25 protein-coding genes and 2 pseudogenes are annotated in these 20,703 nt (G+C 45.5%); 22 read left to right on the forward strand and 5 right to left on the reverse strand.

All coding sequences use genetic code 11. The annotated features are described in order from the left end of the window. Positions 1 to 16: 16 nt before the first annotated feature. From M1L23_RS06330 to M1L23_RS06340, 3 genes are all read right to left on the reverse strand, one after another. On the reverse strand, positions 17 to 490 hold the full coding sequence (locus M1L23_RS06330; protein ID WP_252626391.1) for a Dps family protein: 474 nt from the start codon (positions 488 to 490) through the stop codon (positions 17 to 19). Positions 491 to 571: 81 nt separating this feature from the next. Then, positions 572 to 2,422, reverse strand: coding sequence for an ExeM/NucH family extracellular endonuclease (locus tag M1L23_RS06335; RefSeq protein WP_252626397.1), 1,851 nt, complete (start codon positions 2,420 to 2,422; stop codon positions 572 to 574). Positions 2,423 to 2,469: 47 nt separating this feature from the next. After that, positions 2,470 to 3,651 carry a chorismate mutase gene (locus tag M1L23_RS06340; RefSeq protein ID WP_252626402.1) on the reverse strand — a complete coding sequence of 394 codons (1,182 nt, stop codon included), beginning with the start codon at positions 3,649 to 3,651 and terminating at the stop codon, positions 2,470 to 2,472. 128 nt (positions 3,652 to 3,779) lie between these two features. On the opposite strand from M1L23_RS06340, the gene M1L23_RS06345 reads away from it, so the two are divergent. From M1L23_RS06345 to M1L23_RS06360, 4 genes are all read left to right on the forward strand, one after another. Beyond that, a complete protein-coding gene (locus M1L23_RS06345) occupies positions 3,780 to 4,403 on the forward strand; it encodes a hypothetical protein (RefSeq protein ID WP_252626404.1) in 624 nt (207 codons plus the stop codon). Positions 4,404 to 4,507: 104 nt separating this feature from the next. After that, positions 4,508 to 5,140, forward strand: a complete 633-nt coding sequence (gene udk / locus M1L23_RS06350; RefSeq protein WP_252626405.1) for a uridine kinase — start codon at positions 4,508 to 4,510, stop codon at positions 5,138 to 5,140. 29 nt (positions 5,141 to 5,169) lie between these two features. Next, the gene (locus tag M1L23_RS06355; protein ID WP_252626406.1) at positions 5,170 to 6,432 is read left to right on the forward strand and encodes a NupC/NupG family nucleoside CNT transporter; all 1,263 of its coding nucleotides are present in this window, start codon (positions 5,170 to 5,172) and stop codon (positions 6,430 to 6,432) included. Positions 6,433 to 6,540: 108 nt separating this feature from the next. After that, positions 6,541 to 7,215, forward strand: a complete 675-nt coding sequence (locus tag M1L23_RS06360; RefSeq protein WP_252626410.1) for an MlaC/ttg2D family ABC transporter substrate-binding protein — start codon at positions 6,541 to 6,543, stop codon at positions 7,213 to 7,215. A gap of 49 nt (positions 7,216 to 7,264) precedes the next feature. On the opposite strand, the gene M1L23_RS06365 is transcribed toward M1L23_RS06360, so the two are convergent. Next, on the reverse strand, positions 7,265 to 8,254 hold the full coding sequence (locus tag M1L23_RS06365) for a hypothetical protein (protein ID WP_252626412.1): 990 nt from the start codon (positions 8,252 to 8,254) through the stop codon (positions 7,265 to 7,267). 179 nt (positions 8,255 to 8,433) lie between these two features. On the opposite strand from M1L23_RS06365, the gene gorA reads away from it, so the two are divergent. The 7 genes and pseudogenes from gorA to M1L23_RS06400 all read left to right on the forward strand — a co-directional run bounded on the left by gorA (position 8,434) and on the right by M1L23_RS06400 (position 13,843). Further along, the gene (gorA, locus tag M1L23_RS06370) at positions 8,434 to 9,795 is read left to right on the forward strand and encodes a glutathione-disulfide reductase (RefSeq protein ID WP_252626414.1); all 1,362 of its coding nucleotides are present in this window, start codon (positions 8,434 to 8,436) and stop codon (positions 9,793 to 9,795) included. Between the two features lie 161 nt (positions 9,796 to 9,956). Continuing rightward, complete coding sequence (locus tag M1L23_RS06375) at positions 9,957 to 10,148, forward strand: DUF6544 family protein (RefSeq protein ID WP_252626416.1); 192 nt, start codon at positions 9,957 to 9,959, stop codon at positions 10,146 to 10,148. Between the two features lie 99 nt (positions 10,149 to 10,247). Then, positions 10,248 to 10,601, forward strand: a pseudogene (locus tag M1L23_RS06380) (DUF6544 family protein); the annotation flags it as partial. A gap of 141 nt (positions 10,602 to 10,742) precedes the next feature. Further along, the gene (locus M1L23_RS06385; protein ID WP_252626419.1) at positions 10,743 to 11,015 is read left to right on the forward strand and encodes a hypothetical protein; all 273 of its coding nucleotides are present in this window, start codon (positions 10,743 to 10,745) and stop codon (positions 11,013 to 11,015) included. Positions 11,016 to 11,102: 87 nt separating this feature from the next. Further along, positions 11,103 to 12,641 (forward strand): glutamate synthase-related protein, encoded by a 1,539-nt coding sequence (locus M1L23_RS06390; protein ID WP_252626421.1) that lies wholly within the window; start codon positions 11,103 to 11,105, stop codon positions 12,639 to 12,641. 46 nt (positions 12,642 to 12,687) lie between these two features. Then, on the forward strand, positions 12,688 to 13,275 hold the full coding sequence (locus tag M1L23_RS06395; RefSeq protein ID WP_252626423.1) for a hypothetical protein: 588 nt from the start codon (positions 12,688 to 12,690) through the stop codon (positions 13,273 to 13,275). Between the two features lie 91 nt (positions 13,276 to 13,366). After that, the gene (locus M1L23_RS06400; protein WP_252626424.1) at positions 13,367 to 13,843 is read left to right on the forward strand and encodes a YehS family protein; all 477 of its coding nucleotides are present in this window, start codon (positions 13,367 to 13,369) and stop codon (positions 13,841 to 13,843) included. 15 nt (positions 13,844 to 13,858) lie between these two features. Here M1L23_RS06400 and arfB read toward each other — a convergent pair whose 3' ends face one another. Next, the gene (gene arfB / locus M1L23_RS06405) at positions 13,859 to 14,272 is read right to left on the reverse strand and encodes an alternative ribosome rescue aminoacyl-tRNA hydrolase ArfB (RefSeq protein ID WP_252626426.1); all 414 of its coding nucleotides are present in this window, start codon (positions 14,270 to 14,272) and stop codon (positions 13,859 to 13,861) included. A 107-nt stretch (positions 14,273 to 14,379) separates the two neighbouring features. Between arfB and M1L23_RS06410 the strand changes: the two genes are divergently transcribed. From M1L23_RS06410 to M1L23_RS06460, 11 genes and pseudogenes are all read left to right on the forward strand, one after another. After that, entirely contained in the window at positions 14,380 to 15,180 is an 801-nt protein-coding gene (locus M1L23_RS06410) for a M90 family metallopeptidase (protein ID WP_252626427.1), read from the forward strand. A 31-nt stretch (positions 15,181 to 15,211) separates the two neighbouring features. Next, positions 15,212 to 15,505, forward strand: a pseudogene (locus tag M1L23_RS06415) (MmgE/PrpD family protein); the annotation flags it as partial. Between the two features lie 110 nt (positions 15,506 to 15,615). Then, the gene (locus tag M1L23_RS06420) at positions 15,616 to 15,819 is read left to right on the forward strand and encodes a hypothetical protein (RefSeq protein WP_252626429.1); all 204 of its coding nucleotides are present in this window, start codon (positions 15,616 to 15,618) and stop codon (positions 15,817 to 15,819) included. Positions 15,820 to 15,872: 53 nt separating this feature from the next. After that, positions 15,873 to 17,288, forward strand: coding sequence for an L-serine ammonia-lyase (locus M1L23_RS06425; RefSeq protein ID WP_252626431.1), 1,416 nt, complete (start codon positions 15,873 to 15,875; stop codon positions 17,286 to 17,288). 22 nt (positions 17,289 to 17,310) lie between these two features. Beyond that, positions 17,311 to 17,910, forward strand: coding sequence for a class I SAM-dependent methyltransferase (locus M1L23_RS06430; RefSeq protein WP_252626433.1), 600 nt, complete (start codon positions 17,311 to 17,313; stop codon positions 17,908 to 17,910). Positions 17,911 to 17,919: 9 nt separating this feature from the next. Next, positions 17,920 to 18,222: a monooxygenase gene (locus tag M1L23_RS06435; protein ID WP_256473621.1), complete on the forward strand. Its 303-nt coding sequence runs from the start codon at positions 17,920 to 17,922 to the stop codon at positions 18,220 to 18,222. Positions 18,223 to 18,227: 5 nt separating this feature from the next. Then, the gene (locus M1L23_RS06440; RefSeq protein WP_252626435.1) at positions 18,228 to 18,554 is read left to right on the forward strand and encodes a hypothetical protein; all 327 of its coding nucleotides are present in this window, start codon (positions 18,228 to 18,230) and stop codon (positions 18,552 to 18,554) included. A 322-nt stretch (positions 18,555 to 18,876) separates the two neighbouring features. Then, entirely contained in the window at positions 18,877 to 19,056 is a 180-nt protein-coding gene (locus M1L23_RS06445; RefSeq protein ID WP_252626436.1) for a hypothetical protein, read from the forward strand. A 23-nt stretch (positions 19,057 to 19,079) separates the two neighbouring features. Then, entirely contained in the window at positions 19,080 to 19,823 is a 744-nt protein-coding gene (locus tag M1L23_RS06450; RefSeq protein WP_252626438.1) for a hypothetical protein, read from the forward strand. Positions 19,824 to 19,905: 82 nt separating this feature from the next. Further along, the gene (locus M1L23_RS06455) at positions 19,906 to 20,322 is read left to right on the forward strand and encodes a DUF1801 domain-containing protein (RefSeq protein WP_252626439.1); all 417 of its coding nucleotides are present in this window, start codon (positions 19,906 to 19,908) and stop codon (positions 20,320 to 20,322) included. 106 nt (positions 20,323 to 20,428) lie between these two features. Beyond that, positions 20,429 to 20,695: a DksA/TraR family C4-type zinc finger protein gene (locus tag M1L23_RS06460; RefSeq protein ID WP_252626440.1), complete on the forward strand. Its 267-nt coding sequence runs from the start codon at positions 20,429 to 20,431 to the stop codon at positions 20,693 to 20,695. The last annotated feature ends 8 nt before the right edge of the window (positions 20,696 to 20,703 follow it).

Below are 20,703 nucleotides of genomic sequence, written 5' to 3' on the forward strand. Positions count from 1 at the left end.
TGCGTTCGAAGCATATTTAACCTAGGTATGCGGTAAGCATCCAAGCGGTTTTTTCTTGTTCTGAAATATAGTCACTCATAAGCGCTACAGTACCTTCGTCGCCAGCTTCAGCGGCTGCTTCGAGCAGGTCGCGTTGAAGTTGAATAAGAATTTGATAACCATTAAGTAGTTCAGTAACACATTCGCGACCGTTAGTGACGTTCGCTACTTCTTTAATTTGGCTGTTTTCCAGATACTTGCTGTAGGTGTGCTGTGGCTTTTGGCCTAAGGTTTGCACGCGCTCAGCTATTTCGTCTACTTTTACTAACAAGTCGTTATAGGTTTCTTCAAACTTATCGTGGAGTTCAAAGAAGCTTTCACCGCGTATATTCCAATGGAAGCCACGCACATTCATATACAAAATTTGGTAGTTAGCTAATAACGTATTCAATTTAGCGGCTAAAGTTTCTGCACTTGCTGTGTCGAGACCGATGACGTTTAATTGCTTCATATTGTCCTCTCTTATTGCTGTTGATTACGTATAAATAATAACAGATTAGGTGTTAGTATCCAGCGATTGAAACCAATCACATTAATCGATTTTGTCGTTCAAAAGTAATAGTTTACTGTCTATTTCAATAATAACTGGGTCGTGATCAGAACTACGATATGGCGTTGGAGCATACCAGTTGTGTTGTTGCTGTGGGGTTTTATGGCTCATGCCGTACTCGAAAGCCACTGGCTCGTCGGCATTAATATGCCAAAAATCAATGCCTGTTACGGCATCTATAATTGAACTATGGGCAAGAATATGATCCAAACTACCCATTTCGCCACGAAATACATAGCTATAACCTTCTGGTGCTAAGCGGTTGGCAATATTTCTATAGCCATGTTGACGCAACTCCATTAACGGGTCTTCCATGGCATAGGCATTAAAGTCGCCTAGCACAATATAGTTACGATGTTCACGCCCAGTTGGAAACGTGCGAAGCCAGCGTGCAAGGGCGGTAGCTGACTCAGTGCGAAGCTGGTTCCAACAGCCTTGGCCGTCGTTGCGGTTACGGTTTGGATTGTTTATGTCGCTAGGGCAACTTCCTTTCGACTTAAAATGGTTCGCTACTACGGTGAATTCAGCACCAGAGCTAAGGCTACGGAAGCTTTGTGCTAGCGGGGGGCGGCTGCCGGTGTCGAAAGGAGCTAAGGTGGTAAAGGCCGCTTGGCCGGCTTCAGCTACTTTGTCGGCGCGATAAATAATAGCTTGGGTAATCACGTCGCTGCCCACCTTGTCGGCAGCTACATGTACATAGTTGTAGCGGGCACCAGCGGGCGCTGCTGCTTGTAAACCACGGGTAAGGTCAGCAATAGCACTGTCGTTAGCAAAACCGTTATTGGCCATTTCCATCAGCGCAAATACGTCGGCATTTATAGCTGTCATGGCGCTAATAATGCGAGCACGTTGGCGCTCAAATTCTTCGGCGGTGGTAGCGCCACGTGGAGTTGGAAAGCCATCTTTCCCATTAAAATAGTTAAGCACGTTAAAGGCCGCTACTTTTAAGTCGCCGGTTCCTGGCAATGAAACAGCATGGGGGCGTGGGTTGGTGGCTTCGAAGTGCGGCGTATGTACAGGATGAATATGATACGCATCGCCAACTTTCACTAACACTCCTTCAATGTTTTTTACTAAGTCGCCAGAACGTATCGGGTTATTTATATGTAACCCCGGAGCTGGGTATGGCACTAGTGCGGGATTTTGTAGTTCAGAGCCATCGTCGAGCACAATGCTGCGCAAAAAATTATGACTGGAATGATCCCGTGCACTTGGCCCTGGCATAGTAATTTGGGTTGGTACCCACAACCGTTCTGTGGCCAAATCGAGCGTGCCGTAACGAGCCAGTTGGTAATGGCCAACGACGGTCATAGGGTGCGTAATGCGTACCCGCTGGTGCAATAAACGGTCGAGCTGCGCTACATATTCAATGGGTAGTTGTAACGACTCGGTAATAACCGGTTGATTTTGAGCACAACGGGTTAGGGCGGTGATATTTGCTAGTGCCAGAGCCCCGCCATATTGGTCTGGTTCGCCTTGTATGCGTACACGGTCGCCTACCTGTACTGCGGGACCAAAACTATCGTTACGTACAAACAAGGCTGGTTGTGGCTCATTTACGTTCGTATTACGCTGGCTGCGTGGGCTAGGGGCGTGAATAAAGAAGCCCCGCAATTTGTTTTCGCCTTGGAAGCTGGCGCTAACAACACCTTCTACAATAACCGTATTGTCTTCGGACAGCGTTAGTACAGGCTCAATGCGGTCTATGGCGACCGACTCGGCACCACAGTGCTCAGCTATTGGTATAACAACTGGTTCAACAGGTGTTGGCGTGCAGGCACTAATCAGTAGTAATACTAAGAAAGACGTTAACACACGGTAAAAGCTAAGCATATAAAGGCCTTTGTACGGTTATGTGAGTCGGCAACTATAGTATAAAACTAAGGCGCCTGCTCACTGTTTTGTATCGAGTCGGTTAAAGGATACGGTGCATGGGTTGCTTTTATTCGTTCATCTGGGTAACAACCCAAAACCTTCACAAAGCGTGTCATAGCGGCAAGCTCCTTTTCTGCAGCTTGCCATTCAGTGGTACTGGTATTCACCATTAGGTCGACATAAAACAGTTCTTCCCATGGATTGCCAGGCATAGGCCGCGATTCTAGCTTAGTCATGCTAATGCCATGAGCGCGTAACACCATAAGTGCGTCCACTAGCGAGCCAGCCTGGTTATGAGTCGCCATAATTAAGCTGGTTTTTGCCGGCAGCTGGGCAGGTACTCGCAGTGGGTCGCGGCTGACAACAATAAAGCGAGTATGGTTTTCTTTTTGGTTGGCCATATTGTGGGCAAGGGCTAATAGTTCGTATAAAGCGCCACCACTTTGCGGCCCAATGGCAGCGGAGTGCTTATCGTTGTCGTCGGCAATTTTACGCATAGCATGAGCCGAAGACGCAGCAGGTATAAGTTGAACCCCAGTTAAACGACTTAAAAAACCAGAGCACTGGGTAAGCGCTTGGGGGTGCGCATAAATAACTTGAATGTCGTCAAGCACGGTACCTGGTTTAACTAATAAGTGATGATCTACAGATAAATAGGATTCGCCGATAATATTTAAGTGGGTATGACGCAATAAGTCGTACACATCGTTGATTGAGCCCGACGAGGTGTTTTCTATGGGCAACACGCCTAAGGTGGTGCGACCGTCTTCAACAGCGGCAATTACTTCTTGAAAGGTGTCGCATGAATGGCCCTGCAAACCGCAGTTACGGCGGTTGGCATAACTTTGGGCCGTTAAGTGAGAATAGGAGCCCGGCATACCTAAGTGTGCGATGGCTAAGTTACCTTGGTCGTCGCCCTGTTGTAGCCAAGCATGCTGCGTGAGTACCGAGTCTTCAATAATAATGTGGTACAGGCGAGTAAGGTAGCCTGGGTCAAGACCAATATTTTGGCCCATATCCATAAGCCGCATTAACAATTCGGCTTCACGGCCCGTGTCGCGAACATTACCGCCGCGCTTGGCCTTGTCTTTGGCCACATCTAGTGCAAGTGCTCGGCGTTTGGCCAAACACTGCAGTAGTTGTTGGTCTAATGTTTCAATTTGTTTACGTAAGGAAGCTAGATCCACAGAGTCCTCTGAGTGTTTACCGCTAGTGCGCTAAGAATGCCTCGACAAGATTTTGATCGCAAGCATATTGCAAGTGAATCAAGGGCAGGCTAGGTTGTTTACAAGGTTTTACAGGTAAGGTGAACAAAATGCAGAGTTGGAAACATGTAGTGGTTGTTTTATTCGGGGTGGTAAGCCTAGCGGCTTGTACGGAGTCTACAGATCAGTCTGCTAGTAAGCCAAGTTATGACTTAACCGAACCTCATGTACAGTTTTTTCATGCCTTGCGCCAATTGTGTGGCAACGCTTATTCCGGCCAGCGTATTGTGGCACGAAATGATGAGCGGGAAATGCTTAGTGGCAATGAAAAGCTGGTTGTGCATTTCCGCGAATGTAGCGACGCACAATTGCTGGTGCCTTTTCATATAGAGCAGCCGGAAGAAAATAGCTGGGATCGCTCCCGCACTTGGGTGTACACACTTTTTAGCGATCATTTAAGTTTGTCCCATGACCATCGGCTAGAATCGGGAGAGCATGATCCTAACACCGGTTATGGTGGGCTTACGGTGGCGCCGGGCAGCGCTAAACAGCAACTGTTTATTTTTACCGAGCGCACCGGTGAAAAAGGGGAAATACTGGGCTGGCGCGTTGAAATTGTACCGGGCAAACGTTATAGCTACGGCACTATGGCAGACGGCCACTGGACTTGGCGAGTTGACTTCGACTTAAGCCAAAAAATTGCTCCGCCACCGGCTCCGTGGGGGCATGAATAAGAGCTGTAACAGCGGAAAAAAACTTTAAGTGTTTATAAATTCCCGAAAATTGGTGATAATGCCGCGTTATTGTGCTGAATTAAAACTGTGGTAGAAGGGTTCTAGTGGGAAATACAACCGTAATTGCTATTGCTGGGCCGTCGGCTTCGGGAAAAAGTTTGTTTGCGTCAACAGTCTACCAAGAGCTGGTGGCTGAATTGGGTGGTGAGCGTATTTCGGTTCTATCTGAAGACGCGTACTATCGCGACCAAAGCCATTTGGCTCTAGACCAACGTATTCTAACAAATTACGACCACCCAAGTGCATTTGAACATGAATTGCTGGTGCAACACCTAAAGCAGCTGCGGGCTGGTGAAACAATTCACATGCCCCAGTATAGTTATCGCGAGCATACTCGCTTAGAGGAAACCATCGAGGTAACCCCTGCTCGCGTTATATTAGTAGAAGGAATTTTGCTATTGAACGACGCCGCCTTGCGTGAACAGTTCGATATTTCAGTATTTATGGACACACCGCTAGACATTTGTTTATTGCGTCGTATTAATCGAGACATTGAAGAGCGTGGTCGTAGCTTAAGTTCAATTACTGATCAATACGAAAACTACGTTCGTCCCGCATTTTTCAATTTCATTGCGCCATCGAAAAATTATGCAGATCTTGTAGTAACGCGTGGTGGCCAAAATGAAATTGCCATCGATATTATTAAAACCAAAATTCGTCAGTTGCTTGCTGAATAAGCGTTGAAGATAAACATTAGGAATCAATTATGATTGGCCTCTTAGGTATGTTGTTTTTATTAGCTGTTGCGTTTGGGTTTTCTAGCAACCGCTCGAAAATAAACTTGCGTACCGTAGGTGGTGCATTCGCTTTACAGCTTGGTTTAGCTGCGTTTGTGCTGTACTTGCCATTTGGCCAAGACGTGCTTGCAAGTATGTCGAATGGGGTGGCCTCGGTCATTGGCTTTGCTAATGCAGGATTTGAGTTTTTATTTGGTGACATTGGAGCTTATTCGCAGGGCTTTATTTTTGCCATTCACGTGCTTGGCGTTATTATTTTCTTCTCGTCGCTCATTTCTGTTTTGTATCATATTGGGGTAATGGCGTGGGTCATTAAAATTATTGGCGGCGGCTTACAGAAGTTACTTGGTACTAGTAAACCAGAGTCAATGTCGGCAGCAGCCAATATATTCGTAGGGCAAACCGAAGCACCGCTCATTGTTCGCCCCTTTATTCCAACCATGACTCGTTCAGAACTGTTTGCCGTTATGGTGGGTGGTTTAAGCTCGGTGTCTGGTTCGGTGCTGGCCGGCTATGCTGGTATTGGTATTGAACTAAAATACTTATTAGCTGCCTGTTTTATGGCGGCACCGGGCGCATTGCTCATGGCAAAAATTATGATGCCAGAAGTAGACGAACCAGTAACAAACTTAGGCCATGTACCTACCGAAGAGCGTCGTGCTAACGTTATTGATGCCGCAGCATCAGGGGCCTCTAGTGGCTTAGAGCTGGCGTTAAACGTTGGTGCTATGTTGCTTGCCTTTGTTTCGTTAATTGCCTTAGTGAACGGTGTTTTGGGCTGGGCCGGTGGTTTTTTTGATTACGGCGACCTTACCTTGCAAGCTATTTTTGGCTTTATTTTCAAACCGTTAGCCTGGCTGTTGGGTGTGCCATGGGAAGACGCTCAATACGCCGGTAGTTTTATTGGCCAAAAGTTAGCAATTAATGAGTTTGTTGCCTACCTAGACTTTGTGAAATATATCACCACTGAGAATGCCATGGGTGTTGTAGAAGTGGGTGCCAATGTTCACATTCATGAAATAAGCCCGCGTGGGCAGGTTATAATTACGTTCATGTTATGTGGTTTTGCAAATATTTCGTCAATTGCAATTTTACTTGGTGGTCTTGGTGGCATGGCGCCCAGCCGCCGTAAAGACATTGCTCAGTTAGGCGTGAAAGCCTTGCTGGCAGCAACCTTAGCTAACTTTATGAGTGCGGCTATTGCAGGCCTGTTTTTTACCTTAGCTGGTTAAAACCGAACGCTGTTATCGAATTTATGCACTGGACGCCTGACCATAACTGAACCAAAATGCCTTATAGAAAACCCTCTATAAGACTTTTTGTTGCTCTGGAGAAAAGAAATGAAACAAATATCGGTGATATTTACGTTTATAGCTGTGCTATTCGTATGCTCTACACCGTTACCTGTCAATGCCAGCGAAGTGCAGAACCCATACGTAATGCTAGAAGAAGTAGCCGACCGTATGATCGCTAGAATTAGTAATGAGCGCAGTAAAATTCAAGCAAATCCGAATTATTTGCGCACTATTATGACAGAAGAACTATTACCCCATTCTGACTATGAGTTTGCGGCGCGTATGGTGTTAGGCCGTAATTGGCAGCGTTTAGACGACACTCAAAAAGACGCTTTTGTAGCAGCCTTCCGCGATTACTTGGTAACTACTTATGCACGGGTTTTTACTCAGTACGATGAAACCAAACACTCTTTAGAATTTGGCCGCGAAGAGCCTTATGCAAATGAACGCCGTGTGGTGGTTCGAGGGCAGCTGATAGAAGCTGGTGGTAGGCCACCTATTCGTCTTGATTTCCATTTGCAACGTAGAACTCCCACGTCGCCGTGGTTAGCGTTCGACTTAGTGGCTGAAGGTATTAGTATGCTGAATGCCCAACAGTCGGAAATGCAGGCGTCGTTACGCCAGCGTGGAATCGACGGCACTATTCAGCTATTAAGAGAACGAGCAGCGGTAGAAATAGACTTGAATGAAAAAATAGAGCTAGACAACTTTAAAGGCTAATTGAAGGCAGAGTGAGTGGCATTGTGTGGCGACTTGGTGCTTTAATGTTCTAGTCGCCATACCACATGGCAAATTCTACCCCGAACATCCAGCGGCGTTGGCGATCCTCAATGCGCTCTTCGCGAGGCCAGTGTAAACCGCCCCAAACCTCTAAGAATAGCCATTCACGAAACCATTCACGACGATGAATAAAGCGAATACCCACGTCGTGCACACCCACGTCGTGGTCGGTTTCACCGCGAACAAATAATTCTGTAGCGATGGCTTTTTCTTCTGCATACAAATGATAAAGAGCGGCCTTATGGTGCCAACGCACACCTTCGGTGCGCTCAGCGTAAGTATTATCTAAGCTAATACGGGCTAGCCATGTTTCAAGCATGCTTGCTTCCCAGTCAACCCGTTCGTTAATACCGAAGCCGTCGCTGTCGCGCCAAAAAAGGGTTGAACGAACACGCAGCTGCGACATTTCGTTAATACGCCGCTGCCACATATGGCGACCTTGAACGTATAGGTCGGCCTTTAAGCCGCCGCGAATGCCCGCGCTAAAGTATAAGCGGTCGGTTTCACCATGGTTTGGGTTAAAGCCAAGCCCGATGATCCATTCTTCATCGTCTTTTGTAGATTGAATAACCGAGGAACGGTACGAGCTTTGTTTATCGTTTACGATATCGTCGAAGTTACCCCGGCCGATAATGGCTGAAAACTTTTGTTTAGCTTGGGGCAGGCGAAACTGGGCGCGGAAGCTCGAGTCTACTTTCCAGCCTTCGTAGGCGCTCCAACGTGGCCCTACAATAAGGCGACCTTGAATGTCATAGTCGTCGGTAGAGGTACTGTCGTCACCGAAAAAGCGATCAAACCAACGGGCGGTTTTGTCGACAGTGCCTTCAACACCGTCTTGAAAGTCGTCTATCCATGCTTTTTCTTCTTGTTCGGTGGGTTCTTTTTGTTTTTGTTTGCCAGTGTCTGTAAGTGCTTGAGCGATTGATGAAAAACAAGCAAGTATGATAAGGGCACAATAAAGAAGGTTTTTGTTTAGCATTATGTGCCGTCTCCCTTGTACTAAGCCCAACACCAAGGTAAGTATTGTCAGTTAAATGTTAAATGAATACCTATAACATTGCCGTAAAGGATGCGTAAATACCAGTTTTAAACTGTATTTGCAGGCGCGCTGTTTGAGTGCGATCATAGTGGCATAATGCTAATCATAGGAATTGTAGTATGACTGTAAGACATTTTGATTATTTAAGTATTGGTGCCGGTAGTGGCGGCATTGCCTCGGCCAACCGTGCCGCCATGCGTGGTGCTAAAGCAGCGGTTATTGAAGCTAAAACCGTTGGCGGTACCTGCGTAAACGTAGGTTGCGTACCGAAAAAAGTAATGTGGTACGGGGCTCATGTGGCTGAAGCCATAAAGTATTCTGAAGCCTACGGTTTCGATTTAAAGCAAGCTGGTTTCGACTGGGGCCGTTTAGTTAAAAACCGTGAAGCTTACATAGAGCGCATACATGGAGGCTACCACCGCGGTTTTGAAAGCAATGGTGTAACCTTTATTGAAGGTTTTGCCAAGTTTGTTGGCCCGAATGAAGTTGAAGTAAACGGCGAGCGCATTACCGCCGACCATATTACTATTGCCGTTGGTGGCCGCGCCACCATTCCAAACGTACCTGGGGCAGAGCACGGAATTGATTCGGACGGTTTCTTTGCTCTTTCCGAGCAGCCTAAAAAAGCAGTTGTAGTAGGCGCTGGTTATATTGCCGTAGAGCTTGCTCAAGTTATGGGTGCCTTAGGCACCGACTCACATTTACTGGTGCGCCACGACCGGCCACTGCGTTATTTTGAGCCGGTTATTATTGAGCAGTTATTAGAGCGCATGAAACAAGACGGCACCGTACAGCTACACACCCAGTCGGAAGTAGCAAAAGTTGAAAAGCGAGCCGACGGTAACCTGCATGTGCATACGGTAAGCGGTGAAATTATCGAAGGCGTGGACTGCTTAGTGTGGGCCATTGGTCGCGAGCCAGCCACCGACACCATTAACTTGGAAGCAGCTGGCGTAGAGGCTGACGAGTGGGGCTATATTCGCACGGATAAATACCAGAACACTAACGTGAAGGGTATTTATGCTGTGGGTGATATTACAGGCGAAGCAGAGTTAACACCTGTGGCCATTAAAGCAGGTCGCCAATTAGCCGAGCGCTTATTTAATAAAGACCTACCCGACGCGCACATGGACTACAGCCTTATTCCAACTATCGTATTTAGCCACCCACCTATTGGCACTATTGGCTTAACCGAACAAGAAGCCAAAGAACGCTATGGTGAAGCTGAAGTGAAAGTATATAACTCAAGCTTCGCCGCTATGTACAACGCCATTACCCCGCACCGTGCACTTAGTACCTTTAAATTGGTGTGTGTAGGCAGCGATGAGAAAGTGGTGGGCATGCATGGCATTGGTGAAGGTATGGACGAAGTACTACAAGGTTTTGCCGTAGCCATTAAAATGGGCGCCACCAAAGCCGACTTCGACGAAACTGTGGCATTACACCCAACTAGCGCAGAAGAATTTGTAACCATGCGTTAATTGGTTTTAATTAAGTTTTGAATAGAAGCCCGCTGCCATTTGGTAGCGGGCTTTTTTGTGCTTGTGTTTAATATCAGGTGGTTAATGAGCCACTGGCTCAAGCTGAATGGAAAAAATTATCGTCCTTACAGCGTGTAAATCCAGAACAGTACGACCCATCTATGGTGAATGATTTACCCGAACCAGCGCAACGATTCTTCAACTTTGCCATTGCGCCAGGAACACCGTTATATACAGTTGCAGAAATTGATATGGAAGGACAGTTCAGTCTTGGTTCTCAAGAAAAGCCTAACTACCATCTATGCAAGCACACCAGATTCTTGCAGTACCGCATGGTTTTGTCTGGAGCCTGAACTTACCTGGTATTATCTCGGTATCTGGTTCCGGTGCTGGACGGTGGACACGATTCCGTATAATGGGTTTTATGCCCGTGGCACGGACGGTATGTAGCTGAAGCAGTGTTTTGGACACCCGCCGCAATATTACCTGGGACAGGTGTAACCTGGGAAGGAATTAATGAAAACACTGCACGTGTAACAGTCACCCACGGAGTGCTTTCACAGGCAGTCGATGTAACAGTGAATACCGATGGGCAGCCGGTTGAGGTTTCTTTTATGCGTTGGAGCAATGCCAACTCGGAAAAATTATTTCAGTTACAGCCGTTCGGTGGTGTGCTCTCGGACTTCCGTGTTGTACAGGGTTTCAAATTACCATTTAGAGTTGAAGCTGGAAATATGTTTGGCACAAAAGAGTATTTTCCATTCTATAAGGTTGAAGTTAAAGAGATTCGCTTTACCCTAGGGTAAACAAAAAATAAGCTTATAAATTCAGTGAGATAGTTATGGTTTTAAACTCATCAGGCACAGTCAGACGTCAGATCCCCATCATCTCTCTGGTGGTATTTCTGTTAATTGCTTTTGGGTTGGCCGACGTAAATAGGAGTGCATATGAATCTAGAGAAACTAACGATATCGAAAAGAAGCACTTATACGGTGTTAGTTATAACGGGCATTGTTTTACTTATCCCTTTAACAGCTATGTTTTTTAGTAATGAAGTGAACTGGGGCTTCGGTGACTTTGCCGTGGCTGGCGGGTTACTTTTTTTCTTTGGTTATGTGTATCAAGTACTCACTCAAGGTTCTGAGCATATTATTAAAAACATTATCATTGGCTTGGTTGTTATTGCGGGGCTAGCTTTTATTTGGGTGAAGCTTATTTAAGTAAGAGGCTGAACCAGTGCTAGTAATTTCAAGGCTCCTGTGGAAAGCTGAACAAGACATAGTATTTTTACAACACGGAGCGTATGCATGAACCCGATAGTGGCAAATAACAAACCTATTAAAGTTGAACTCAACGAAGCTGAAGAATACTACTTTTGTACCTGTGGTCGTTCTAAAAACCAGCCCTTTTGCGACGGCTCCCATGTAGGAACCGAATTTAAACCGCAGTCATTTGTTGCAGAAAAGTCTGGTGATGCCTATTTATGTCAGTGCAAACACTCGGCAAACCTACCCTTTTGTGACGGCACCCATAAGAAATTTGATGCCAGCATGGTAGGAAAAGAAGGTCCTGGAATTGAAGTTGGTGCGGATGAAATGCCAGCTGCTATTGCCACAGTAGAAGAGCCCACGGTGGAGTTTATTCATCAACTAGCCAGAGATGGGTTAACGAAAATGGGTCACCACGGGCCAATGGTTGCTATGGGCGTGCCGCGCCATTTACTGCCCCATTGGGACGATATTCAAGTAATGACCTCACAAATGGCCACCCAGCCGTTGCTGGAAGACGTGGCCGTAAGCACTGAGCTAGTGATTGGGCCACGCGCTAAGAAACCACTAAAGTTAAATATTCCGCTGTTTGTTTCTGACATGAGTTTTGGAGCACTTTCTGAAGAAGCAAAACTGGCACTGGCCAAAGGTGCTGAACTTGCCGGCACTGGTATTTGTTCAGGCGAAGGCGGCATGTTACCCGAAGAGCAACAAGCGAATTCACGCTATTTTTATGAGCTAGCAAGTGCTCAATTTGGTTACGACGAAGCCAAGCTAAAAAACGTACAGGCCTTTCATTTCAAAGGTGGGCAGGGTGCTAAAACGGGTACCGGTGGCCACTTACCGGGTAACAAAAACGTTGGTAAAATTTCCCAAGTGCGGGGTATTCCTGAAGGCGAACCTGCTGTTTCACCACCTACCTTTTCAAACTTACATACGGCGGAAGACTTTAAAAAGTTTGCTGATCGGGTGCGTGAAGTTACCGGCGGTATTCCTATCGGTTTTAAATTAAGCGCAAACCATATTGAAGAAGACATTCAATTTGCGCTAGATGCCAGTGCCGACTACATCATTTTAGACGGCCGTGGTGGTGGTACGGGCGCGGCACCGAAAATATTCCGTGACCATATTAGTGTGCCCACCATACCTGCCTTAGCACGGGCTCGGCGCTATCTCGATAAGCAAGGCGTAAGTGGCGACGTAACCCTTATTATTACCGGCGGTTTGCGCACACCCATGGACTTTGTGAAAGCCTTAGCACTAGGTGCCGACGGTGTTGCAATTGCCAACAGTGCGATGCAATCAATAGGCTGTGTTGCGGCGCGAATTTGTAATACTAATAACTGCCCAGCCGGCATTGCCACGCAAAAAGCAGATTTACGCCAGCGGCTCAATGTTGAAAAATCAGCTACGCAATTGAAGAACTTTTTCGAAGCTTCGGTCGAACTGATGCAGGTAATGGCAAGGGCATGTGGGCATGATTCATTAAGTGCATTTAATAAGAACGATTTAGCTACCTGGCAGCGAGAAATGGCGTTATTATCAGGCATTAAATTTTCAGGCTTTATGGACCCATAATGGAACCAGAATAAAGCCTAAACAAAATAAATTAAGGAAACTTCGCATGCGGCACATACTTATTATTGGCTTGCTTATTTCATTAGTTGGATGTTCAGCAGCATTGGTGCCATATACAAGTGATCCAAAGCAAATGATAGCTAATGCGTATTGGCTTTTTGATGATCAGGTAAGGCCTTTACCCGCGGAACGAATGATTCTAGAAGCAATCGATATTTATAAAGAAGGTGAAGACCAAGCTGGGCTTGCTCAAGCCTATATTGCTTATGGTGTGTTTCTGAGATCATATGCGGTAGGCAAATATAGCAAACACTACTCAGAACACGGTTTTTTGCAGCCTAATATAACTTTTGAAGATCGCTATAACAGCTCGATAGAGTACTTGGATAAGGCGGGGGCTATTTACCAGAATCAGCACCAATATGACCTACTCACCAACGTATACTTACATATGGGCTTTACCTACTGGGCAAGCCAAAGAATAACTGAAGCTTGTAGTATGTTTGTCATAAGCTTAGAAAAGCATAAGAAATTTACCGCAGAGCACCCAGATGTTGTCGTTTATTTAGGAGGTTATGGAACGTATCAAGAGTATCTAAGCAGTCGTACGAAAGAGATAAACTGTGAAATTTAATCGCTGCGGTTTAAGTGCACGGATATGTTAAAATAAGTTTTCCCAGTAATCCTGTTGATTGCTGGGCATACCTAAGACTAGGGATTATGCTTTGACCAACAATGACATTTTACGCCGTATTCGTTATACCTTCGATTTTAAAGACAGCACCATGGTGGAGATTTTCGCTTTGGCTGAAGTTGAAATGAACCAAGAGCAAGTAGTGGCTTGGCTTCGAAAGGATGACGATGAAAGCTTTGTCGAACTAACTGACACTGAGCTCGCGGTATTTTTAAATGGCTTTATTAATTATAAGCGCGGTAAACGTGAAGGCGCGCAACCGGCTCCTGAACAACGGTTAACCCATAATATTGTGTTTCAAAAGCTACGCATAGCCCTCAATTTAAAAGCAGAAGACATTCTAGATATTTTCAAGCTGGTTGATTTCCGTATTAGCAGCCATGAACTTAGTGCTTTTTTCCGCAAGCCAGGGCATAAAAACTACCGCGAGTGCAAAGACCAAATTTTGCGCAACTTCCTGAAAGGTGTGCAACAGCAAGTCCGGCCAAGTGATACGGGCCAGGGTTAAGCTGCTAGCCCAAAATTAAATATCTACCTTCCGCCGTAATGACTTGGTTCTGCCCCGCTGCGTTTTCTGATCGGTGCGCCTGCGCCGAGCGCTGCGGCTAGGCTTCGTAGGCGTGCGCGGCTTGTTCACATGCGTAGCTGCTACTATGAATTGCTGTAAGCGCTCAAAGGCATCTAATCTATTTTGCTCTTGAGTGCGAAAGCTTTGTGCTTTAATAATCAGCACACCGTCTTTATTAATTCGCCTGTCTTTGCTTTCCAGTAATAGCTGTTTTTGCAAGTCGCTAAGACTCGAGGCGTTAATGTCAAACCGCAGGTGAATAGCTGACGAAACTTTATTCACGTTTTGCCCGCCCGAACCCTGCGAGCGTATGGCGCTTATTTCTACCTCGTGGTCTTCAAGGCTGATAGTATCACTTATAAAAATCATGGCTCTGTTATGTTTTAGTCTAAATGGGCTACCCATCATAGACCATTCTAAATCAGACCGTTAGTTTGTAGCCTGACGTTTAGACTGCTGAATTATGGAACAACGAATTGAATATATTTAAATCGTTTCGCCATTGGCGAGAAAACAGACGAATTAATAAAATGGGCTTCACCACCGAGCAATGGGAACGTGCTATTGCCGACTGGCCAGTAATGCTGCGTTACCAAGCTGCTGAACGTGAAAAATTGCGTAGCATGGCGTTTCGCTTTATTGCGCGAAAAAACTTTGCTGGTGGTAGCGGTTTTCAGTTCACCGACGCCATGCTGTTAAAAATAGCCACCATGGCCTGCGTGCCTATTTTGCATCTTGGCCTGCATTGGTACGACCGCTGGCAAACGGTAATTATTTATGAAGGTGGCTTTGTACCTAACCGGCCGTATCGAACCAACGATGGTATTGTGCATTCGGAAAGCCCACATTTAAGTGGTGAAGCCTGGTACCGAGGACCGGTTATTTTGTCGTGGCAAGCGGTCACTGAAAGTGGGCCTCATGCCTATAACGGCAAAGCCAGCAATGTAGTTATTCATGAATTAGCCCATAAGCTTGATATGTTGCGCGATGGTGCGAACGGGGCACCACCTATGCACCCAGATATGCAGCCAGGAGAATGGCACGCTATTTTCACTAAGGCTTGGAACCGCTTGCAACACGACTTTGAAAGTTATCGTGAACTGCCAATTAATGACTATGGCCTTACCAGCCCCGCCGAGTTCTTTGCCGTGTGCAGCGAAACCTTTTTTGAGTCGCCGAAATATATGCAAGAACACATGCCAGCAGTGTATCGGCTGCTTTGTCAGTTCTATCGGCAGCATCCAGCGAGTGCAACTGCTACTATTAAGGAACACTGAATACTAAAGCAAGCGTAGTAGGAGACACACCATGAGTAATAACGTCGACACTAACCTTCGCCCAGCTTATGACCAAGTCATTCAAGATATTGCTGATTATGTATTAAATTTTAAAATGAGTGAGGGCGTTGCGCAAGACACGGCCCGCTACTGTTTAATCGATTCCTTAGGTTGTGGTTTACTTGCCTTACGTTTTCCCGAATGCACTAAATTACTTGGCCCTGTTGTACCAGGCACGGTGGTACCCAATGGTGCGCGTGTGCCGGGCACTTCCTTTACGCTCGACCCAATAACAGCGGCCTGGGACATTGGCTGTACCATCAAACCAACAGTGCCAAAAAATAATAATGCTGTGCAACGATCAAACCATGTTAGCGGCCACTCCGGTGAATCGCTTTATGGACTTGTTTGTTAGCGCATATAATGGAGGTTAATATGACAATGAAAAACGAACGAGGCATAGCTAATTTCTCAGCCTTGAAAACGTCGATAGCCAATGGTGAAGAGCAGTCGGTGAAGGAATTGCTCGGTAATAAACCGTTGCTTGATATTGAAAAAAGCTACCTTATCGACTTAGCAAAACTAAATAATAACAACGCAATTATAAAGTTACTGGAAGCAATGCCAGTAAAAAAATAGCTATAGAGTTACAGGGTAATTAACGCAGGTTTAACTAGAAAAAAGAGATGAGCATGAAATCTATTAGTGTGTTCGAAATTATTAAAGTAGGTATTGGTCCGTCGAGCTCGCATACCATGGGGCCATGGAACGCGGCAGAAATGTTTTTGGACCTTATTCGTAAACAACACAACTTAACAGACGTAAAAGAAGTGTTTGTTGAGTTTTTTGGGTCGCTGGCAAAAACAGGTATTGGCCATGGTACCGACATTGCCGGCATGTTGGGCCTTTCTGGTGAAGATTTTGAAGTTATTGATACCACAAAAATAAACTCTAAAGTTGCAGCAATTAAGTCAGCCCTGTCGTTAAAATTGGGTGGCGAAGTTGATATTCCCTTTGTGTATGGCCATCACCTTATTTTGAACATGGCTAAAAACCTAGACTTCCACCCTAATGGCATGATTTTTAAAGCGGTGTTTAACGACGGCACGGAGCTAGAGCAAGACTATTACTCCATTGGCGGTGGCTTTGTGACCACCAAAGAGGAAACTTCCGTAGATGAAGTAGCCACAACTACAAAGTACCCGTGTCATTCGGGTGAAGATGTTGAAAAGTATTGTAAGCAGTTAGGTTTATCGTTTTCTGACTTAATTTATGTGAACGAAGAAGCTTGGCGAACACGCGAACAAACCGAAGCGCAGGCCTTAAGCATTTGGGAAAATATTAAAGACTGTGTTTATAAAGGCATTAGCCAAGAAGGTATTTTACCTGGTGGTTTAAGAGTGGTTCGCCGGGCCGCGGCATTAAACCGTAAACTGTTGGGCGGCAAAATTTACCCTAATCGTGACGAATGGTTCGAGGCGGTCGTTAAAACCGAAGCAAGTTTTGACAACATCAACAAGTGGATTTCGTGCTTTGCTTTAGCCGTAAATGAAGAAAATGCTAGCTTTGGCCGAATTATTACCGCACCTACTAATGGTGCCAGCGGCATTATTCCCGCGGTATTAATGTATTCACAAACCTTTACTCAGTTTACGGGTAACGAAAATATTATTCGCTTCTTATTAGTGGCGGGTGAAATTGGCACTTTATTCAAAAAGAACGCGACTATTTCGGCTGCAATGGGCGGCTGCCAAGCTGAAACAGGTGTGTCGTCGGCTATGGCGGCGGCGGGTTTAACTGAAATTATGGGTGGCTCAACGGGGCAAGTGCTTATGGCCGCTGAAATAGCCATGGAGCACCACTTAGGCCTTACCTGCGACCCAGTTGGCGGGTTAGTGCAAATACCTTGTATTGAACGCAACTCAATGGGTGCCATTAAAGCCATTACCGCTGCCAACATTGCTATTGAAAGCGACCCAGCCAATGCTCGAGTAACTTTAGACGAAGTAATTCAAACCATGTGGGAAACTGCGCAAAGCATGAATGAACGCTTTAAAGAAACCTCGGAAGGTGGCTTGGCCATTGCGGTGAATATTGCCGAGTGCTAATAATTTTAGGGAAGCTTTTAAAATGTGGAACGAACGCTATAGTGAACAAGACTTCGTTTATGGTACAGTACCGAATGACTTTTTGAAGTCGGCATACTCGCATATACCTAAAGGTGGGCAAGTTCTATGTTTGGCTGAAGGTGAAGGTCGTAATGCGGTGTTTTTAGCCAAGCAAGGCTATGTTGTTACGGCAGTTGATCAGTCGTCGATTGGCTTAGGCAAGGCGCAAAAGCTTGCCGGTGAACATGGTGTGGAAATATCAACAATTGTTACCGACCTAGCTAACTATAATTTAGGTACCGAGCAGTGGGACGGCATAGTGTCAATTTCTGCTCACCTGCCGCCTGAACTGCGTAAAAGTGTTCATGCTCAAGCGGTAAAGGCTTTAACTAAAGGGGGTGTGTTTATTTTAGAAGCCTACACCGAACGACATATAAAGCTTGCAGGAATTGGCGGTCCGCCAGCTTCGAAAAAAGAGATGTTTATGTCGCTTGAGGCATTAAAGGTTGAGCTTAAAGGGCTTGATTTTATTGTTGGTGCTGAAATTGAGCGCCATATATCTGAAGGTAAGCTGCATCAAGGTGAAAGTGCCGTGGTGCAAGTTATTGCCGAGAAACAATAGGAATAAATAATGAAACTATTACAAGTAGACTTTGCTTTTAACGGCCCTTTTGGTGCGGAAATGGCAGCAGCGTTAACCGACCTTGCAGCTTCGATTACCCAAGAGCCAGGCTTTATTTGGAAAATTTGGACCGAGAATGAAAGCGCACAAGAAGCGGGCGGCATCTATTTATTTGAAAGCGAAGCAACCGCCAAAGCTTATTTAGCCATGCACTCGGCACGCTTGAAAAATCTAGGTGTAACAGAAGTAAATGGTAAGGTTTTTGATGTGAATACGCCCTTGTCTCAAATCACCAAGGGGCCGTTGCGCTAGCGGTTGTGAAAGCAATATGTACAACCGGCCGCTTGGTAATCCGGTGCTTCAACCTGAGTGACACTGACTTTATTATTCGGCTATTAAACGAAGAGTCGTTTATTCGTTGCATTGGCGATAAGAAAGTACGCACACAGGAAGACGCCCTAAACTACCTTACCAAGGGGCCGCTAGCCAGCTATGAGGCCCATGGCTTTGGGTTGAATATGGTGCAGCTAAAAAAGCTTGGTTTTAGTTTAACAGCAACCATAGAGCTTTATGGCTCGGTAAATTATTTATATGAGTACGGGGCCTTAGTTCCGTACATAACAAGCAGCAGTACTAATGGCTGACAACCCGAGGGTGTGTCAGCCAGCATGAAAGCTCTGTAAGCTTACTTGATAAGAGAGTTGCTTGGACTTTTCTTAGCTGCCTTGGCAGCTTTTTTCTCTTTTGCAGTTAAAAGAGGCTTCTTCTTGGTGTCTTTTCTGCGGTCATTGCTTTTACTCATGGTGTTATCCTCTTAACCTAAAGCCGAATTGAGTCAGCTCAATGGCCGTGGTTAAACTTCAGTATGGCCTTACAGGCGAGCAATAGATAGGAATAGCGTACATTGTTAATAAGTGGCTTGAAATTATAACAGGCGCGTTAAAACCACAAACAGAAGGAAAAGATATGCTTACTGAGTTGTTGGGTAAAAAAGTTAAAGTATTCCTTAATTGTACGCAGTGGAACGAATACGCTGTATCGGGTACTGCGATTAAAATAGATGGCAATTGGCTTTATTTAAAAACTAAAAAAGCGACAGAAATAATTTCAATGCCGGAAATCAAAAGGGTGACGGTGTTTGATTGAAAAACTAAGCAAAAGGATTCGCTATGATGGTTAGCCAGCAAAAACTAAATGAAGCGGTGCAAGAAAATATAATTACGCCCGAGCAAGCTAAATTACTGGCCGAATTTTTACAGATACAAGCGCAACACGTACCCAGGCTTAGCTTTATTCATGTGCTTTATTATTTAGGTGGGTGTATTGCCATTGCGGCCATGACTCTTTTTATGGGCTTAGGCTGGGAGTCGTTTGGCGGTGCAGCTATTGTTTTAATGGCGGCTTTATACGCAGTGGTTGGCTTGAGGGTGACGCAGTTTTTAGCGGTAAAAGAACTCCACATTCCAGCAGGAATTTGCGCCACTTTTGTAGTGTGTTTAACTCCATTAGCCATTTTTGGTGGTATGCAATGGTTCGGTGTTTGGCCTGCGCAAATTGAAAACGCTAACGGTAGCTGGCATATACTGGCGCTGGCAGCAGGTACTTTAACAAGTGGTGCGGTGGTGATTCGGAAGTACAGTTACTCGTTTGTGGGGCTTCCTATTGTCGTGGCGTTTTGGGTTTTAATAATGAATGCCATAGAGCTTGCTCTTGGGCATTTGCCAGTGGCCTTTGTTTATTCACCTGAAATAACAGTACCGTTGGTTGCTTATATTATCTTAGGCAATGCTGGATTTGGGCTAATCGGCGGTTATCTCTACTGGAAATATGGTTTAGAGTGCGCTATCGGTGCGCACATGATGGCTCATGTAACAATGATTTTAGCTGCAAACTTTATCTACAAAGGATTCTAATGACCCAATTGCTCTCTGTAAGTAACACCCTATTGTCGATGCGTGGGCGAATGCCAATTACAGACGAAAGGGGCAAACTAATATGGCAGAAAACAAAACTAAGCCAACAGCGGTACCGGTAGAGAGCTTTATTGCTAGCATCGAGAACGCTCGTCGTAAAGCAGATACGTTACTAGCGCTTAAACTCTATCAAGACATAACTGGATTACCGGCGGTAATGTGGGGGCCTTCGATTATAGGTTTTGGTGCCTATGATTATGAATACAAAAGTGGCCGCAAGGGCACAGCACCCGCCGCAGGTTTTTCACCCGGTAAAACGCATATGACATTTTATGTAGGCGACAATTTTGACGGCGCAGCTGAACTTTACGCTAGGCTAGGTAAGCATAAGAGATCGGTTGCATGCCTTTATATTAATAAATTAGGCGATATTGATTTACAGGTTTTAAGCGAAATTATTACCCGCGACTATACAAAAACAATAACGAATCAGAATTGAAATAAGCGTGCTAATGCGGGCGCAGAGCAAGCGCCTTATTTATGGTGGTTTCGTAAAGCTGTTGGAAGTGTAATTGAGTTAACAAGTAATAATAGAGGTAGTGATTATGGCTGGTGGTTGGGCTCGAGATGGGGCCGTTCAAGACCAAATAGACGCCAGTGTTGAAGACGCTGTGCTAGAAGCCCGTAGCAATATTCAAACTGGGGAAAGCGCCGAGTTTTGTGAAGAATGTGGTGAAGCTATTCCTGAAGCAAGGCGTTTGGCAATTGCAGGTGTACAGTTTTGTATTGCTTGCCAGTCGAAGCTGGAGGCAACAGAAGTGAGCCGAGGTGGCATTAACCGCCGTGGTAGTAAAGACAGCCAGCTAAGATAAACGTACTA

The organism is Aliidiomarina quisquiliarum (genome assembly GCF_023922585.1).
In the GTDB taxonomy this organism is placed as follows: Bacteria; Pseudomonadota; Gammaproteobacteria; order Enterobacterales; family Alteromonadaceae; genus Aliidiomarina; species Aliidiomarina quisquiliarum.